This window comes from Dietzia sp. SL131 (genome assembly GCF_026672565.1).
Lineage (GTDB): Bacteria > Actinomycetota > Actinomycetes > Mycobacteriales > Mycobacteriaceae > Dietzia > Dietzia kunjamensis.
The window spans coordinates 2,995,007-3,012,134 of the sequence record NZ_JAPPRI010000003.1 but is presented as its reverse complement, the minus strand read 5'-3'; the positions used below and the strand labels follow the sequence as shown (position 1 = coordinate 3,012,134).

At 70.8% G+C, this 17,128-nt stretch carries 16 protein-coding genes and 1 pseudogene; 8 read left to right on the top strand and 9 right to left on the bottom strand.

Going from position 1 to position 17,128, the window contains the following annotated elements:
* Positions 1-25: 25 nt before the first annotated feature.
* A complete protein-coding gene (locus tag OVA21_RS15035; protein ID WP_119192540.1) occupies positions 26-205 on the bottom strand; it encodes a hypothetical protein in 180 nt (59 codons plus the stop codon).
* 146 nt (positions 206-351) lie between these two features.
* On the opposite strand from OVA21_RS15035, the gene OVA21_RS15030 reads away from it, so the two are divergent.
* A complete protein-coding gene (locus OVA21_RS15030; RefSeq protein ID WP_268092769.1) occupies positions 352-1,128 on the top strand; it encodes an acetoacetate decarboxylase family protein in 777 nt (258 codons plus the stop codon).
* 289 nt (positions 1,129-1,417) lie between these two features.
* On the opposite strand, the pseudogene OVA21_RS15025 reads toward OVA21_RS15030, so the two are convergent.
* Positions 1,418-2,197 (bottom strand): annotated as a pseudogene (locus OVA21_RS15025) (glycosyltransferase family 87 protein); the annotation flags it as partial.
* A 178-nt stretch (positions 2,198-2,375) separates the two neighbouring features.
* Positions 2,376-3,941, bottom strand: coding sequence for a SulP family inorganic anion transporter (locus OVA21_RS15020; protein ID WP_442778937.1), 1,566 nt, complete (start codon positions 3,939-3,941; stop codon positions 2,376-2,378).
* Between the two features lie 132 nt (positions 3,942-4,073).
* On the opposite strand from OVA21_RS15020, the gene OVA21_RS15015 reads away from it, so the two are divergent.
* Positions 4,074-4,472, top strand: a complete 399-nt coding sequence (locus tag OVA21_RS15015) for a MerR family transcriptional regulator (RefSeq protein ID WP_268092768.1) — start codon at positions 4,074-4,076, stop codon at positions 4,470-4,472.
* A 61-nt stretch (positions 4,473-4,533) separates the two neighbouring features.
* Here the strand turns inward: OVA21_RS15015 and OVA21_RS15010 are convergent, their stop codons facing one another.
* Positions 4,534-6,144, bottom strand: coding sequence for a glycerol-3-phosphate dehydrogenase/oxidase (locus tag OVA21_RS15010; RefSeq protein WP_268093170.1), 1,611 nt, complete (start codon positions 6,142-6,144; stop codon positions 4,534-4,536).
* A 74-nt stretch (positions 6,145-6,218) separates the two neighbouring features.
* Complete coding sequence (locus OVA21_RS15005) at positions 6,219-6,815, bottom strand: TetR/AcrR family transcriptional regulator (protein WP_268092767.1); 597 nt, start codon at positions 6,813-6,815, stop codon at positions 6,219-6,221.
* Positions 6,816-6,970: 155 nt separating this feature from the next.
* Between OVA21_RS15005 and OVA21_RS15000 the strand changes: the two genes are divergently transcribed.
* The 4 genes from OVA21_RS15000 to OVA21_RS14985 all read left to right on the top strand — a co-directional run bounded on the left by OVA21_RS15000 (position 6,971) and on the right by OVA21_RS14985 (position 12,118).
* Entirely contained in the window at positions 6,971-8,572 is a 1,602-nt protein-coding gene (locus tag OVA21_RS15000) for an FAD-binding oxidoreductase (RefSeq protein ID WP_268093169.1), read from the top strand.
* Positions 8,569-9,528 (top strand): diacylglycerol kinase, encoded by a 960-nt coding sequence (locus OVA21_RS14995; RefSeq protein WP_268092766.1) that lies wholly within the window; start codon positions 8,569-8,571, stop codon positions 9,526-9,528. The genes OVA21_RS15000 and OVA21_RS14995 overlap by 4 nt, the downstream gene beginning before the upstream one ends.
* Positions 9,529-9,616: 88 nt before the next feature.
* Complete coding sequence (locus tag OVA21_RS14990) at positions 9,617-10,237, top strand: CAP domain-containing protein (protein WP_268092765.1); 621 nt, start codon at positions 9,617-9,619, stop codon at positions 10,235-10,237.
* Between the two features lie 147 nt (positions 10,238-10,384).
* Complete coding sequence (locus tag OVA21_RS14985; protein ID WP_069388503.1) at positions 10,385-12,118, top strand: BCCT family transporter; 1,734 nt, start codon at positions 10,385-10,387, stop codon at positions 12,116-12,118.
* Here the strand turns inward: OVA21_RS14985 and OVA21_RS14980 are convergent.
* Positions 12,115-12,897 (bottom strand): pirin family protein, encoded by a 783-nt coding sequence (locus tag OVA21_RS14980; RefSeq protein WP_268092764.1) that lies wholly within the window; start codon positions 12,895-12,897, stop codon positions 12,115-12,117. The two genes, OVA21_RS14985 and OVA21_RS14980, sit on opposite strands and share 4 nt — an antisense overlap.
* A 236-nt stretch (positions 12,898-13,133) precedes the next feature.
* Between OVA21_RS14980 and OVA21_RS14975 the strand changes: the two genes are divergently transcribed.
* Positions 13,134-13,259 (top strand): hypothetical protein, encoded by a 126-nt coding sequence (locus tag OVA21_RS14975; protein WP_256821000.1) that lies wholly within the window; start codon positions 13,134-13,136, stop codon positions 13,257-13,259.
* Between the two features lie 32 nt (positions 13,260-13,291).
* Here the strand turns inward: OVA21_RS14975 and OVA21_RS14970 are convergent, their stop codons facing one another.
* The 3 genes from OVA21_RS14970 to OVA21_RS14960 are packed head-to-tail and all read right to left on the bottom strand — an operon-like array spanning position 13,292 to position 16,060.
* Positions 13,292-14,338 carry a hemolysin family protein gene (locus tag OVA21_RS14970; protein WP_163376168.1) on the bottom strand — a complete coding sequence of 349 codons (1,047 nt, stop codon included), beginning with the start codon at positions 14,336-14,338 and terminating at the stop codon, positions 13,292-13,294.
* Positions 14,331-15,704 carry a hemolysin family protein gene (locus tag OVA21_RS14965; RefSeq protein ID WP_268092763.1) on the bottom strand — a complete coding sequence of 458 codons (1,374 nt, stop codon included), beginning with the start codon at positions 15,702-15,704 and terminating at the stop codon, positions 14,331-14,333. The genes OVA21_RS14970 and OVA21_RS14965 overlap by 8 nt, the downstream gene beginning before the upstream one ends.
* Before the next feature lie 11 nt (positions 15,705-15,715).
* Positions 15,716-16,060, bottom strand: coding sequence for a hypothetical protein (locus OVA21_RS14960; protein WP_268092762.1), 345 nt, complete (start codon positions 16,058-16,060; stop codon positions 15,716-15,718).
* A 126-nt stretch (positions 16,061-16,186) separates the two neighbouring features.
* Between OVA21_RS14960 and dapA the strand changes: the two genes are divergently transcribed.
* A complete protein-coding gene (dapA, locus tag OVA21_RS14955) occupies positions 16,187-17,074 on the top strand; it encodes a 4-hydroxy-tetrahydrodipicolinate synthase (RefSeq protein WP_069389590.1) in 888 nt (295 codons plus the stop codon).
* Positions 17,075-17,128: the final 54 nt, after the last annotated feature.

The following is a 17,128-nucleotide window of genomic DNA, read 5'->3' as shown; positions in this document are numbered from 1 at the left end:
GTGAGCCGTGTCAGGGTGAGCCGTGTCAGGCGGGGGGCTCGCCGACGCGACCGATGCTGCTCACGGCGAGGTTCCCCAGCGAGCTGTCGAAACCGAACTGCTGGTCGATGAATGCGGACGAGCCCGAGATCGCGGCGTTGATGGCGGCGGACGAGCCGACGGTGAAGTCGAACTGGGCGAAGAAGTCGGCGATGGCCTTGAGCATGAGTGCCTCCAGATGGATCGGTGGTCGCGCCGCGAACCGGGCGGCGGGACGTGAGCTGGCCTACACGGGTGATATCGGACCCGCCGCCCCGATCGTTAGCCGCGCAAACTCATGATTCCGGCCCGCGCGCCCGCTACCGTCGCACCATGAGCTCTCCCACCTCCCGCGTGGTCGCCGGGCGCGAGATCACCTTCCCGGTCCCCGTCGTGTCCGCCTCGGTCTCCGGCGCGGCGTTCCTCACCCGGGCAGCCGTCGTCCGCCGGCTCATCGCGGCCGGCCGTCAGTCCGCCGTTCTCGACGCTGCGGGCGCCGAGCCGGTGGCACTACCCGGCGGCCGGACCCCCGCGATCATGATCCACGTGCGGTACCACGACGTGCCCGGCAACGTCCTGGGTGCGTACCACGAGATGGGAGTGGCTTTCCAGCTCAAGGTGCCGGGCCACGGGACGCTGGTGCACATCCACGAACTGCCGGTGGACCAGGACTTCACCCTCGCGGCGGGCAACGAGCTGTGGGGCTCTCCCAAGTGGAAGGGCGACATGGTCGGCACCGCCGGCGGGGCGCTCGACGATGCTCGTCTCGGGGCGGTCGGGTCGGCGGGCGCGGGCGGGGTCGATCTCAGGCTGGATACCCGCGTCGGTGTCCCGATCCCCGGCAGCCAATCACTCGCCATGAACTGCGTGCAGGTCCTCGACGGTCAGCCGGTGCGGGTCACGGCCGAGGCCACCGCCCGGGGTGGGCGGATGCGTCCGCTGAGCGGCGCTCGCGTGACGATCGCGACGGGCGCGGATGACAGCGACGCCGATGTCGCGCGGTTCGCCGAGGCGGTACGCGAACTCGGGCTGGACCGCGCCCGCGCCCTCGCCACCTTCTCCTACGACAGGTTCGAGGCCGAGTTCCAGGCGCCCGAACGGATCGGCTGACGCCGCCCGGGGCGCCGCCCAAAGCGGCGTCGCCCAAAGCGGCGTCGCCGAGCAGCATCGCGAACGCGGCGATTCCGCTCACACCCTGCGCGTTGCCGATGAGCCACTGCAGCACGTGGGCGGCTGGGTCGACCGCGGTGAGCGCGTAGGCGTAGTGCGTGCCGATCAGGTGGGTGAGGACCAGGACCGCCACCGCGATCCGGACCGGTCTGCGCCGGGCGGTCAGTAGTAGCGGGATGGCGATGACCACGCCGGACCAGTGGTGGGTCACCGTCACCGGAGAGGCGATGAAGACCCCGAGGGCGACCAGGAGCAGGGCGTCGACGGGCCGGTTGTCCCGGGTCAGTCGCCAGGCTCCCCAGGTGGCTGCCGCGGCGACGAGCAGGAAGAAGCCGTAGACGGGCGGGTCGAGGTGCTCGGCGGGGATCCGGGCCCGGGCCAGCAGGCCGCTCAGGGCCTGGTTGGGGACGAAGTGCCGTGTGCCGCCCCGTTCGGTGAGGAAGAACTCGGCGGTCCAGAAATGCCAGGACTCGGCCGGGCGGATGAGGTGCCCGAGGCCGATCGTGGCCGCGACTGTGCCAACCGCCCGTGCCAGGGACGCCCAGTCTCTACGGACGAGGAACAGAACGCCGAACGCGGCCGGGGTGACCTTGATGCCGGCGGCCAGGCCGAGCAGGACGCCGCGGGCGCGGCGGGGAGTGAAGCCCAGGACGTCGGCGGTGACCATGAGGAACAGGAAGATGTTGATCTGGCCGAAGCCGATGTTCGCGCGGACCGGCTCGAACAGCAGCGCCACGCCGGTCAGTGCCAGGGCCAGGGTTCGTGCGCCCTGAAGCTGGAGCCGGGACGCGGCCATGGCCAGGATCGCCCAGACCGCGACCACCGTGGCGGCGGTCCAGGCGAGCTGGGCGACAGTGGCTCCGAGTGGCGCCAGCGGCAGGAAGACGACGGCGCCGAACGGCGGGTAGATGAACCTGAAGCCCGAGCGGGTGGGAAAGCCCTCGGAGTACAGGTCCGCCCCGGCCAGCAGGGCCCGTCCGGCGTCCTGGAACTCCTGGAGGTCCAGCATGAACTCGGTCGCGGCTCGCACCATGACCGCGGTGATCACGGCCGCGGTCAGGATCAGACCTGCCAGGCGCAGCGCGCTCCCCGGCTTCGGGAGGGTGTGCATCGGGTAGCGCTCCTTTCGGTCCGGAACGGGGTGCGGTCGACCAGGATACGGTCTGGTCAGGCCGGGTCGGGCCAGGTCAGTGCCCCTCACCGAGGTTGCCGGAGAGCTTCTCCAGTCGCTCCTGGCTGGCCCCGTCGAGGCCGATGATCTCGACCGTCTTGCCCTTGGCCGCGTACTTGTGGCTGATCGCATCCAGGGTGGCCACGGTGGAGGCGTCCCAGATGTCGGCCTCGGTCAGGTCGATGACAACGTGCTGGGGATCGCCCGAGTAGTCGAACTGGTAGACCAGATCATTGCTGGAGGCCCAGAACAGTTCCCCGCGGACCCGGTAGGTACGGATGTCGATGGTGCCGTCGTGATTCACGTCGAGCTCCGAGACCTTCTCCAGGCTCGTCATGTGCGCGACCCGGCGGGCGAACATGACCATCGCAGTGAGGACGCCGAGGACGACGCCGATGGCCAGGTTGTGGGTGATCACGGTGGCGGCCACGGTGACGATCATGACGACCGTCTCGCTGAGCGGCATCAGACGCAGGGTGCGGGGATGGATGGAGTGCCAGTCCAGGGTGGCCACGGAGACCATGATCATCACCGCGACGAGAGCGGCCATGGGGATCAGGCCGACGATGTCGCCCAGTGCGACGACGAGGATGAGCAGGAAGACGCCCGCCAGGAGGGTCGACAGGCGGGTGCGGGCGCCCGACTGCTTGACGTTGATCATGGTCTGGCCGATCATCGCGCAACCGCCCATGCCGCCGAAGAAGCTGGTGACGATGTTGGCCACACCCTGGCCCCAGCCCTCGCGGGTCTTGTCGGTGCGCACCTCGGTGAGGTCGTCGACGAGTTTGGCGGTCATCAGGGACTCCATGAGCCCGACCAGGGCCATCGCCAGGGCGTAGGGGGCGATGATCTGGAGCGTCTCCATGGTCCACGGCACGTCGGGGATGAACAGCGACGGCAGCGAGTCGGGCAGTTCACCCTGGTCGCGCACGTTGGGCATGGTCCAGCCGAACAGCACCACGACCGCGGTGATGGCCACGATCGCGATCAACGGGGCAGGCACCGCGGCCGAGAGCCGGGGGAAGAACACCATGATGCCGATGCCGGCCGCGACCATCGGGTAGACCAGCCACGGCACCCCGAGCAGGTGCGGGATCTGCGCGGTGAAGATGAGGATCGCCAGGGCGTTGACGAACCCGACCATCACGCTGCGGGGGATGAAGCGCATGAGCCGGCCCACGCCGATCAGGCTGAGGACCACCTGGAAGATGCCGGCCAGCAGCACTGTGGCGACGAGGTAGTCCATCCCGTAGTCACGCGCGACGGGGGCGATGACCAGGGCGATCGCGCCCGTGGCGGCGGAGATCATCGCCGGCCGACCGCCGGTGAAGGCGATCGTCACGGCCATCGTGAACGAGGCGAACAGCCCCACCCGCGGGTCGACCCCGGCGAGGATCGAGAACGAAATGGCCTCGGGGATCAGCGCGAGGGCGACGACCAGACCGGCCAGCACCTCGGTGCGCAACCGCCGGGCCGAGGAAAAGGCGTACCTGAATGACGCGAGGACACCGACGGGCGCCAGATCGTCATCGGCGACGCCGGGAGCGGGAGAGGCCCCGGGCGCGGTCGCGGGAGCTGTCACGGAGAATTTTCCTCACCACGTAGGGGCATGACAGACTCTCCCGTAGCGGGAGATTCTGAATGTACCGTAGCGGTAGAGTTGGTCGAGCGCGAACCCGAGCCGATGAGTGTGAACAAGCCCACGAGGAGAACGATGTCGGACGACGCGGTGCGCAAGATCGGTGAGGTCGCCGAGATCACCGGCCTGTCGATCCGCACCCTCCGCCACTACGACGAACTCGGCCTGGTGGTGCCCTCCGGTCACACCGCCGGCGGTTTCCGGCTCTACACCGATGCGGATGTCCAGCGACTGCTCCTGGTGCGGCGGATGAAGCCCCTGGGGTTCTCGTTGGAACGCATGAGGCAGTTCCTCCGGGCGACGGACGTCCTCTCGGCGGGCCGGGGCTCGTGTTCGGTGGGGCTCGACGACTGGCACGCGGCCCGGACGACGGTCGAGGAGATCCGCTCGGAAGCGGAGGCCCGCTACCGCGACCTGCAGACCCAGCTCGACTACGGCACGGAGTTCCTGCAGCTGGTCCGGAGATTCGACTAGAGCATCCCGGCGCCCGTCGGCTCCAGTCGGGTCGCGGCAGGCGCGGAAGGCGTACCGGCCGTCAGCCCGAAGCGGCCAGCCCTGCGGCGAGGGCCTGACGGGCGACCGGCTCGGCGGCGGCCCGATCGGTGGCCACCAGCCCCACCCGGCTGCGACGGTCGAGGACGTCGTCGACGGTCAGCGCCCCCTCGTGGGTGACCGCGTAGGAGAACTCGGCGCGGGTGACGTCGAGGCCCTCGGCCACCGCCTCCAGCGGCCGGTCCAGCAGGCTGGCCGCCACCACGGTGCCGGCCTCCTGGCCGTAGCGCGCGACCAGGGAGGCGGGGAGGAGTCCGGCGGAGGTGGCCGCCACCGCGGCCACGGGATGCCCCGGCGCCCCGACGAGCGGGAGGTCGGCGGTCCGGCACGGACCGGCGGGGAGTCCTGCGCGCCCCACGACGAGGTCGACCACCTGCTCGGCCATGAGCCGGTACTCCGTGAGCTTGCCGCCGGTGATCGTGACGAGGCCGTTGTCCGAGGTGAGCAGGGCGTGATCGCGGGAGAGGTCGGCCGTGTCGCCGTCGCCGGAATCGACCAGGGGGCGCAGGCCCGCGAAGGTGCCCAGCACGTCGTCGCGGGTCAGCCGCACCTCGAGCGCCCGGTTGACGACATCCAGCAGGAAGTCGATCTCCGCCTCGGTTGACTCCGGCACGTCCGGCACCGGGCCGGGGGCGTCGACGTCGGTCAAGCCCACGTGCAGTCGCCCGAACTCGGCCGGGATGGCAAAGCAGAAGCGGTTGGTCTCACCCGGCACCGGCACGGTGAGGGCGCCGACGGGATGGCCCAACGCGGCCGCGTCGAGGACCAGGTGGGTGCCACGCGAGGGACGCACGCGCACGCCGGGAGTGGTCTGGCCGGCCCACACGCCGGTCGCCGACACGACGGCCCGCGCGGAGAGGGTGAACTCGTCGTCGTCATCGTCGCTCCGCGCCGCGCCGCCGGCCCCCGGGCCGCCCACCACGGCGCGGCCCGCGACGCTCGCGCCGAGCTCGTCGCGGACGGTGACCCGCGTGCCGCTCGCCTCCAGCACCCGCGCCCGCGTGATCACCCGGGCCCCGTGCCCGGCCGCGGTGCGCGCGACGGCGGTGACCAGGCGGGCGTCGTCGACGAGCTGACAGTCCCAGTTGAGGTGGCCGAACCGCAGGCCGTCGCGGCGCACGCCCGGCACGTACTCGGCGACCCGGCGCGGGCCCAGCACCCGCGCGCCCGGCAGGCGGTCGGCGCGCGTCCCGGCGAGGCGCGAGAGCACGGTACCGGCGACGAACCCGAGGCCCGGCAGCACGGCCCCCGTCGGTGGAGTGTCGCGGTAGACGGGCACCACCTGCGCGAGCGGACGCACGAGGTGGGGGGCGGTGCGCTCGAGCATGATGCCGCGCTCGACGGGCGAGCGGCGTGCGATCGCGACGTTGCCGGTCGCCAGATAGCGCAGCCCGCCGTGGGCGAGCTTGGAGGACCATCGGCTGGTACCGAACGCCAGGTCGTGGGCCTCCAGCAACACGGTCTCGAGCCCGCGGGAGGCGGCGTCGAGCGCGATCCCCGCGCCCGTGATGCCGCCGCCGATCACGATGAGGTCCACGGGAGTGGAGCGGCCGCGCAGCTCGGCGAGCTCGCGCGCGCGTCGACCGGCGGACAGCGCGGTGGACGGGGCCGTCGCATCGGTGGGCCCGGGGCGCGCGGTGGGCCCGTGGTCCGCTTTCGCGTGCCCGGTCACAGGCCCAGGTATCCGGTCACGAGCAGGTGGAGCTCGGCGCGCCACGAGTCGGCGTCGAGCGGCGGGTCGGCCAGTGGAGCGGACAGCACGGCGCCCTGGACCGCGAGGTAGAGCATGGTGGCCATGCGGTCGGGGTCGCGGCCGGCGAGGCGGGCGTCGGCCGCGATGGCGCGGGCGAGGACGTCGCGGAGGAACCCGATGAGTCGGTGCTGGGACGTGCCGAGCCGGCGGAACACGTACTCGGCGAGCATGCCGCTCTCGTGTCGGCGCAGCGCGTCGAGCAGGGGGTCGGTGCGCACCTCGTCGGCCATCGCACACAGCAGGCGGGCCAACTCGTCGGCATCGTGGACCGCGCCCTCCAGCAGGTCCGGGCCGACGCGCTCGACCACGCCGGTGAGTTCGCGGGTGAGGAGATCGGCGACCAGTGCGCTGACGTCGGGCCAGTGCCGGTAGAGGGTGGTGCGTCCGACGCCGGATCGGCGCGAGACCTCGACCATCGTGGTGCGGCTGGGGCCGATCTCGAGGATCGCGGCCCGGGCGGCGGTGAGTGCGCGGTCCCGGGTGGTGTGGCGCGAGGGGGCGGAGATGGTCACCGGGCCTCCTTCGCGGCGGGTCCCGCGGGGCGCGGGTCGGTGCCGGGACACCGGACGAAAACCCGTGAGCGGAACAGATCGTGCTCTAGTGTCCCAGTATGAGCGACGTGAACCCCGCTGACAAGCACCGATCCGGCCGCCTGCCGCTACCGCCGATGGACCTGTCCAGGTGGGGGACGGCCGCCGAGGCCACGGAGCTGAGCGAGAGCATCCGCGCCCTGCTGCGCGACGTGCTCGGCGTGACCGCGGAGACCGGGCGGACGTTCGACCCGGCCGCGGTGACCGCCTCGCCGTCGCGACTCACCGACGCCGATCTCGCCGCACTGGCCGACATCGTGGGCCCCGGCGACGTCTCGGCCGACGACGCGCAGCGCCTTCCGCGCGCCCGCGGCAAGTCGACGCCCGACCTGTTGGCGTGGCGGACGAGGCCGGCCGTGGACTGCCCCGATGCGGTGGTGGCCCCGGGGGACGACGACGAGGTGGCCGCCCTCTTGGACTGGTGCACCTCCGAGAAGGTCGCGGTCGTCCCCTTCGGCGGCGGCACTTCCGTCGTCGGCGGCCTGGACCCGGACTCCGGGACGAACAGGGCCGTGCTGAGCGTCGACCTGGCCCATTTCGACGGTCTCGAGTCCATCGACCCCGAGTCGGGGGAGGCGGTCCTCGGGGCGGGCGTCACGGGTCCGCGGGCCGAGGAACTGCTGGCTGAGCACGGTTTCTCGCTCGGGCACTTCCCGCAGTCCTTCCCCTACGCCACGCTGGGCGGTTACGCCATGACCCGGTCCTCGGGCCAGAGCTCCGCCGGGTACGGGCGCTTCGACGAGATGGTCCGCGGGCTGACGGTGGTCACCCCGGTCGGCGTGATCGAGGCGGGCCGGGCCCCGGCGTCGGCCGCCGGACCGGACCTGCGGCAGTGGCTCCTGGGATCGGAGGGTGCGTTTGGCGTGTGCACCCGGGTGCGCGTGCGGATCCATCCGGTGCCGGAGGTGGTGCGGCACGAAGCGTTCCGCTTTCCCGACTTCGCCACCGGCGCCGCGGCGCTGCGCGCGGTCGAGCAGCAGGGGACGGGCCCGACGGTCATCCGCCTGTCCGACGAGACAGAGACGATGGTGAACCTCGCGACCGCGACCGACTCGATCGGCGAGCAGACCGGGGATGTCGAGGACAGGGCCGGGGGTTGCCTGTGTCTCTGCCTGTTCGAGGGCACGGCCGCCCATGCCGGGTCCCGGCACGCGGAGACGCGGGAGGTCCTGATCACCCACGGCGGCACCTCGCTGGGCCCGGGGCCCGCGCAGTCGTGGGAACACGGCCGCTTCGGGGCCCCGGTCCTGCGCGATGCACTGCTGGACAACGGCGCGCTGGTGGAGACCCTGGAGACCGCCACCGACTGGTCCCGCCTGCCGGCACTGCGGGCCGCGGTCACGGAGGCGCTGACCACCTCGCTCGAGGCCTTCGGAACGCCGGCGCTGGTCATGTGCCACATCAGCCACGTCTACCCGACGGGTGCGTCCCTCTACTTCACCGTGGTGGCTGGCCAGCGCGGGCCGGACCCCGTCGCCCAGTGGCTCGATGCCAAGCGGGCGGCCTCCGAGGCGATCGTGGCGGCCGGCGGCACGATCACCCACCACCACGCGGTCGGCGTCGACCACCGCCCGTATCTGGAGTCGGAGATCGGCGAGGTCGGACTGCGGATGCTGCGCGCGGTGAAGAGCGCCGTCGACCCCCACGGCGTGTGCAACCCGGGCACACTCATCCCATGAGCGCGCAGCTGTCCGACCGCCGGATCGGGGCGGTCACGCTGCTGGTCAACCCCGCCGCGGGCGGGGGACGCGGAGAGAAGGTGGCGGGCCGGGCCGCCGACCGGCTGCGCGCGCACGGTCTCGAGGTCACGCGGCTAGCCGGAGGCGGGGCGACCGAGTCCCTCGCGCTGGCGCGGCGGGCGGTGGCCGACGGGACCGACGCGCTGGTGGTGTGCGGTGGAGACGGGATGGTCTCGATCGCCGTGCAGGCGCAGGCCTTCACCGATGTGCCCGTGGGCATCATCCCGGCGGGCACCGGCAACGACCTGGCCCGCGAATACGGCATCCCCCTGGGCGATCCCGAGGCCGCCGCGGACGTCGTCGCCGACGGCTGGGTCGAGACCGTCGACCTCGGCCGGGCCACCCCGGACGGCGGGGAACCAACGGTGTTCGCCTCGGTGCTGTGCGCCGGGTTGGACTCCAGGGTCAACCGGCGGGTCAACGAGATGGGACTCCTCCGCGGACCCCTGCGCTATGTCCTGGCCTCGATCATCGAGTTCCCGACCTACCGTCCCCGGCGCTTCCGGATGGTCTTCGACGCCGGACTGCCGACCGAGGACACGGTCGAGACCGAGGTCCTGCTCAGCGCGTTCGCGATCACCCGCAGCTACGGCGGGGACATGAAGATCGCGCCCGACGCGGATCGCGGCGACGGACTGTTCGACGTCTGCTACGTCGGGAAGATCTCCAAACTGCGCTTCATGCGCCACTTCCCCTCGATCTACTCCGGCGGCCACGTGGGCCTGCGCGGGGTGTCGACGAGGCGGTGCCGGACGGTTCGACTCGAGGCCGCGGACGTCGAGGCCTTCGCCGACGGGGACGCCGTCGCGCCCCTCCCGGTGACCGTCGAGGTGCTCCCCGGAGCGGGCCGGTTCCTCGTGCCTCGTCGGCCTCTCCAGTCACATCAGCATCACTGATATATGCTGGTCACAGCGCTGACGACGCTTCAGGCCCGTCCTGATACCTCATTGGCCAATCGGTTCGCTTCAGGCGCACCGAGACGGCATGATCACCACCATGCGCACCAGTCTCATCGCGTCACTCGCGACGATCGCCGTCACCGCCGCCACCCTTCTGGGTGGGGCCGCGACCGCCTCTGCCCAGACGGCTGACCGGACACTGCCGTCCTTCATCCCGGAGCACCTGATCCCCGCCCATCTGGTGCCCCAGGTGGACGGGCTCGTCTCCCAGATGCGCGCCGCGTTGCCTCCCGAGGTGTGGGCGGCGGTCGGTTCCAGCGAGATGGCCTACCGGGACGTCGCCGGCATGGCGGTGACCGGGGGTCTGCGCGAGGGCATCGTCCGCGAGATCGACTCGTACCGCATCGGCCGCGCGCTCGGGACGCTGGCGCCCAACCCGGAACTCGACCGTGAGGCCCAGGCCTGGGCCGACCGACTCGCCGCCCGCGACGAGGTGGTCCACAACACCGCCCTGATCGGCCGTGGCTACGGGGAGAACATCGTCGCCGCCGGGACCCACTGCGGCGCGACCTGCCTCGTCGACCTGTGGAAGAACTCGCCCGGACACAACGAAAACCTCCTCGATCCCGGGTACCGGTCCGCCGGTATGGGAATCGCCTATTCGAGCGGCGGGAAGGTATTCGTGGTACACAACTTCGCGTACTAGAAGCAGGACCACAGGTTGAAGCACGACCACAAGTAGAAGCACCACCACTGGTAGAAGCCCGACCACTAATAGAAGCAGCACTCTGACTGAACCACTCGATCCGGCGGCACCGGCGCCCGGGTAGAGCCGAGACGACGGGGGGAGACCATGTCCGAACGGATACTGAGAGCACTGAGGCTCAAGACCGATCCGGGGGTGTTCTTCACGACTGTCGGGGTCATCCTGCTCTTCGTCGTGGTGACGTTCTTCGCCGGCGAATGGGTGGGCAGCGTATTCGGCACCGCGTCCGGCTGGATCATGACCAACCTCGGTTGGTTCTACATCTTCGGTGTCACCGCGTTCCTCGGCTTCCTCATCTGGATCGCGCTCAGCCGGTTCGGTCACGTCCGCCTGGGCGGGGACGACGAGCTGCCCGAGCACTCCACACTCACCTGGTTCGGCATGCTGTTCGCGGCCGGGATCGGCACCATCCTCATGTTCTGGGGCGTGGCGGAGCCCATCTCGCACTTCGCGACCCCGCCGCGCGGGGGTGTCGAACCCGGCAGCCGGGAGGCCGCCACCGAGGCGATGGCGTTCACGCTGTACCACTTCGGCCTGCACACCTGGACGATCTTCGCGCTGCCCGCCCTGGCGTTCGCCTACTTCATCTACAAGCGCAAGATGCCGCCGCGGGTGAGCTCGATCTTCGCGCCGCTGCTGGGCGACAAGATCTTCGGCCCGCTCGGCAAGACGATCGACATCGTGGCGCTCGTCGGCACCGTGTTCGGTGTGGCGACGTCGGTCGGCCTGGGCACGCTGCAGATCAACGCCGGCCTGGACGAGCTGTTCGGCATCGCCATGTCCCCGGTCGTCCAGGTCCTCGTCATCGTCGTGGTCACCACCATCGCGTGCATCTCCGTGGCCCTGGGCCTGGAGAAGGGCATCAAGCGGCTGTCCAACCTCAACATCGCGGTCGCGGTCGCGCTGCTCATCTTCGTCGTGGCGACCGGGCCCACCCTCTTCCTGCTCAAGGGCACCGTCGAGTCGCTGGGGATCTACCTGTCGACCCTGCCGGAGCTGGCGCTGTGGAACAACGTCTTTCCTGCCAACGACGACCTGGCCTCGTGGCAGAACACGTGGACCGTCTTCTACTGGGCGTGGACCATCACGTGGTCGCCGTTCGTGGGCATCTTCATCGCCCGGATCAGCCGCGGCCGCACGATCCGCCAGTTCGTCTTCGGCGTCCTCGCCCTGCCGGTGGGCTTCTCGGTGTTGTGGTTCGGCATCTTCGGCATGGCCTCGTTCCACATCGAACTCTTCGGTTCCGGCGGCCTCACCGAGGCGGTGGTCGACGACGGCGACATCCCGGGCGCGCTGTTCGCGTTCCTGTCGAACTACCCGCTGGCCACGCTGCTCTCCGGTATCGCGGTGCTGCTGGTGGTCGTCTTCTTCACCACCTCCGTCGACTCGGCGTCGATGGTCGTCGACATGATGGCCTCCGGCAAGGACGACGACTTCGAGCCCTCGCCGACCCATCAGCGGGTCATCTGGGGCGTGCTCATGGGAGCGGTCGCCGCGACCCTGCTGGCCGGCACGGGCGAGGGCGGGCTCACCGCGCTGCAGGAGGTCATCACCGTCATCGGCCTGCCGTTCTTCATCATGGGCTTCGTGATGATGTACAGCCTCGTGCGCGGGATCAGCAACGACATGGGGGAGCGGCCCCCCACGATCACCCGCCAGTGGCGCCGTGCCTACTCGGCCGAGGAGCTCGAGAAGCACGAGGAGGCGCCCTCGCCCGAGCCGGTGCACCCGCTGTACCACATCCCGGGGGACGGGGAGCAGGACGACGGTGCCCCCCTGTCGGCCGGCGACGACAAGGGGACGGCAACCGAGAAGGACTAGTGGCCGCGGACGTCGAGCATCGTCATGCCGGCGTGCATCTCCCACGCGAGGATCTCGGCGCCGTGGTCGCCGGCGGTGACGCGTCGGCCCCCGGCGGCGGTCATCCGCGCGGCGTCGCCGGTGTCCAGCAGGCCCTCGCCCTCCAGCGTCACCGAGCCCAGGGGCACGTAGAGGTGGACGTAGGGCGCGTCGGGGAGCTGGACGGACCGGCCCGGTGCCAGCCGCGCGGCGTGCAGCGCGGACGAGCGGTCGCGGATCCGGATGGCGGCGCGGTCGGCGTGGGTGGGTAGCCCTCCGGCGACGACGACGAGCTGGTTCTCCAGCTCCGCCGGTTCGATCTCCAGCTGTTCGTAGCCGGGATCCCCGCCGGTCTCGTCCGGGACGACCCACATCTGGACGAGGTGGACCGGGTCGGCGGGGGCGGCCTCGGTGCGGACCGAGCCGTCACGCCAGGCGTCGTTGCGTTCGGAGTGCAGGATTCCCGTGCCGGCGCTCATCCGCTGCGCGAGTCCGGGGTAGATGATCCCGCTGTGTCCCTCGGAGTCCTGGTGCACGAGCGAGCCGGACAGGACCCAGGTGACGATCTCCATGTCCCGGTGGCCGTGCGTGTCGAATCCGGAGCCGGCGGCGATGCGGTCGTCGTTGTTCACCAGCAGGCGGCCGAAGTGCGTGTTCATCGGGTCCTGGTAGTTGCCGAACGAGAACGAGTGGCGGGAGTCCAACCACCCGCCGGCGTCGTGTGAGCGCGACCGGGACCGGTGGATACGGATGTCGGACATGGGCTCTGTGCCCCCTCCCCAGAGGTGGATGACGCATCAACTATAGCATCGGCCGGTGGCGGGATGACGCTCTCGCGCGTTCGGTGGCGGCGATGGAGGGGGCACTTTAGGGTTCGAAACGACTGTTCGGGCGATCGTTCAGAACGCCCGTCCAGAAAGATTGTTTATCTGTCAGCGGCCCGGCGCCGACGAGCGTAGAGTGACGGGTGTCACACCGACTAGCAGGAGGTTCCACGATGTTGCAGAACGCGCTGGCCACCACGGTGCGAGTAGGTGTGGCCACGTACAGCGGGGTGGCGCAGATCGTCGTGGACAACACTCTCGGGCGGGTGCTCGACACCAACCCCGACAAGGTCCGGTAGGTCGTCGGGGCCCTTTCTGCTCCTCGGGCGCCCTACTGATCGGCTCCGGGCGTCGCATCCCTGACCTCGCCGACGAGTTCTGCCAGGACGTCCTCCAGGACCAGCAGCCCACGCGGGTCGGGTTCGCCGTGTTCGCGATCGTCGACGACCGCCAGGTGGGCCCGGGCCCGCTGCATCGCCTCCAGGACGTCGTCGAGAGGGGTCTCGGCGGGCACGATCCCCAGTTCACGGATCCGCTCGCGGCGCAGGGGCTGGGACAGATCGTCGCCGAGGGTGTCCTTGACGTGGACGTAGCCGACGTACGCGCCGCCGCGGCGCACGGGGAACCTCGAGTGCCCCGTCCGCACGCACAGTTGCTGCACGTCTCCGGTGGACCAGTCCTCCTCGATCGAGTCCACCTCCGCGATCGGCCGGAGGACGTCGGCGGCGGTGATGTGATCGAACTCGAGCGCTCCCTCGAGCAGCAGCGTCTCGTCCTCGTCGAGGAGGCCGGAGTCCTCGGCCGCGGCGACCATCCCGTGCATCTGGTCCACCGTGAAAGTGGTCTCCACCTCGGAACGCGGTTCCACCCGCAGTACGTACCTCACCACCGCGTCCGCGGACTTGTTCATCAGCCAGATCGCGGGCAGGAACACCAGCACGAAGACCCGCAGGACCGGGCCGAGCAGGAGGGCCGCGGCCGCGGGCCGGGCGATCGCCATGTTCTTGGGCACCATCTCGCCGAGCACCATGTGCAGGAATGTGACGATGAGCAGGGAGATCACCAGAGCGATCGGGTGGGCGAACCCGGTGGACACGCCCAACCAGCCCAGCGGCTGCTCGATGAGATGGGCGATGGCGGGTTCGCCGACCGCGCCGATGAGCAGCGAGCAGGCCGTGATGCCGAGCTGCGTGGCCGCCAGCGAGAGCGACACGTTCTCCATGCCGCGCAGCGACCACAGTGCGCGCGTGCTGCCCTCGGCCGCGTGCGGCTCCAGGTTGTCGCGCCGCGCGGAGACCATCGCGAACTCCGCGGCGACGAAGAACCCGTTGCCCAGCAGGAGGGCCACCAGGACCAGCAATGCCACGCCGTCACTCATCCGGGTCCACCGCCTCGGGCTCGTCCCGCAGGACGGTGGCGCGCACCTGCTCGGCCCGGTGCGCGCGCAGTGATGCCACCCGCAGGCGCACACGCGCCCGCGTCGGCAGGTCGTCGTCGTCGCGGTTCTCGTGGTCGTGCGCGTCCAACTCGGTCTCGTCGCCGACCCGGGGGAGTCGGTCCACCGCCTCGGACAGGAGTCCGGACAGGGTGGACACGGTCTCCACCGGCGGGATCTCCAGTCGCAGGATGGCGCCCAGTTCGTCGGGCCGCATCATCCCGCCCACGAGCACGGTGTCGTCGTCGACCCACTCGTGGGTGCGCGACGCGCGGTCCTGCTCGTCATCGATCTCACCGACGATCTCCTCCACTAGGTCCTCCAGGGTGACGATCCCCGCGGTCCCGCCGAACTCGTCCACCACCACCGCCATCTGCAGATCGGTCTGACGGAGCAGCCGCATGAGCGGGTCGAGCGTCATCACCTCCGACACCACGGTCGCCTCGGTGGCGATCTCCCGCACCGGTGTGTGGGCGCGCCTCTCGGGATCCACGGCCAGGGCCTGCCGGTAGTGCACCACACCCACGACCTCGTCGACGGTCCCGCCGAGCACCGGGAAGCGCGACCGGCCCGTCGCGGCCACCGTGTCGAGCAGGTCCTGTGCGGTGTGGTCACGCAGGAACGTCACCAGCGGACGGGGCACCATCACGTCCGCCGCGCGGTGCTGACCGAAGGAGATCGACCGGGTCACGAGCTCGGCGGTGTGCGGGTCCATCGCGCCCTGGCGGCCCGACCGCGCGGCCGACGCCCGCAGCTCCTCGGGTGACCGTGCCTCGCCGGGTTCCTCCTGCGGGGTGAACCCGAGCAACCGCAGGACGACGTTGGCGGTGGTGTTGAGGCCCGTGACCAGCCAGCCGAACACCGCCATGAAGATCCTCTGGGGGATCACGACCAGCCGCGCGACCCGCATCGGAGCGGCGATGGCCCAGTTCTTGGGGACCAGTTCGCCGAAGACCATCTGGAGGAAGGTGACGACGACGAAGGCCACCGTCATCGCGATGCCGCGGGCCGCCGGCTCGGACATCCCCGACAGGCCGAGGGCGACGGTGATCAGCTCCCCCACGGAGGGACCGGTGAGGTATCCCGCCAGGAGGCTGCTGACCGTGATGCCCAGCTGGGCCCCCGACAGGTTCGTCGAGGTCCTGGCCAGGGCCCCGTCGAGAGTCGTGGCGATGCGATCGCCCTCCGAGCCGGCCGCGCGGACGTCGTCCCGGTTGACGGTGAGGAACCCGAACTCGACGGCCACGAACAGGGCGTTGGCACTGATGAGCAGTACCAACGCCAACGTGAGGGTCAGGGCGATGGCCATGTCAGGCCCGACTACTGGCCGTCTGCCGTACCGTCCGAGCCGCCCACGGCGTGATCCGGCTGCTCAGGGGTCTGGTACACCTTCTTCTGCTCGGCGCGCTCGGCGGCGCCGTCCCCGCCCGCGCCGGACGTCGCAGCGGAGCTCGCCGCTCCCGCGGAGTCGTGCGGGGTCGCGCCCCCGGCGGCCCGGTCGGTGGCGGACTCGGTGGCGGCGGACTCGGTGGCGGTGTCCGCCTCGTCCCCGCCCCGGGAGGTGCTGCCGTCGCCGGCCCCCGATCCGTCGATGGTGTTGCCGAACGACTCCGCGGGCTCCTCCGGGATGCGCGCGGGGTCGTCGGGTCGGGTCTGGTCGGTCACAATCGCCTCCGCGGTCTCGGTGGTGGACGCCGGGCCCCGGCGCCGGGGTGCTGACGACCCTAGTCCCGTGGGGACCCCTCACGTCGGAATCTCCCGACCGCGTCACCGTGGCTTAGTCTGGTGCGCATGTCGGACAATCCCTTCGGTCGGGTCATCACCGCGATGGTGACCCCCATGCATGACGACGGCTCGATCGATTTCGACGGCCTGCAGCGGCTCGCGGTCCATCTCGCCGATCACGGCCACGACGGACTGCTGGTCAACGGCACGACCGGCGAGTCCGCGACGACCACCGACGACGAGGACTACGACAGCGTGGCCGCCGTCGTCGAGGCCGTCGGCGACCGGGTGAAGGTCATGGCCGGTTGCGGCACCAACGACACCGAGCACTCGATGCGTGCGGCGCGCGAGATGATCGCCCGCGGCGCCGACTCCCTGCTCGTGGTGACCCCGTACTACAACAAGCCCACCCAGCACGGGATCGTCGAGCACTTCCGGATGATCGCCGAGGCGGCCGACCGCCCGATCATGGCCTACGACATCCCCGGCCGCACCGGCACCGCCCTGGCGACGGACACCATCCGGCGGATGGCGGAGATCCCCCGGGTGCGGGCGGTCAAGGACGCCAAGGGTGACCTGTTCGAGGCCAGCCGACTCATGGCGGAGACGGACCTGCTCTGGTTCTCCGGCGACGACGTGCTCAACCTGGCCTTCCTGGCCCTCGGTGCCACCGGCATCGTCTCGGTCGTCGGCCACGTCGCCGGCGACGACTACCGGGCGATGATCGACGCCGTCGACGCCGGCGACCTGCCGAGGGCCCGCGAGATCCACACCCGCCTCATCCCGGCCGTGGACGCGATCATGCACACCTCGCAGGGCGCCATCCAGGTCAAGGCGGCGCTGAAGGAGGCCGGCCTCATCGGCTCGGACCGCCTGCGCATGCCCCTCCTCCAGGGGCCGCCCGAGCACCGGGCCAAGTTGCGCGACGGGCTGGCCGCGGCCGGGCTCGGCTGACCCATCCCGGCCACCGGCCGACCACGGTCACCACTCTGTGGGGGATGACCTCGT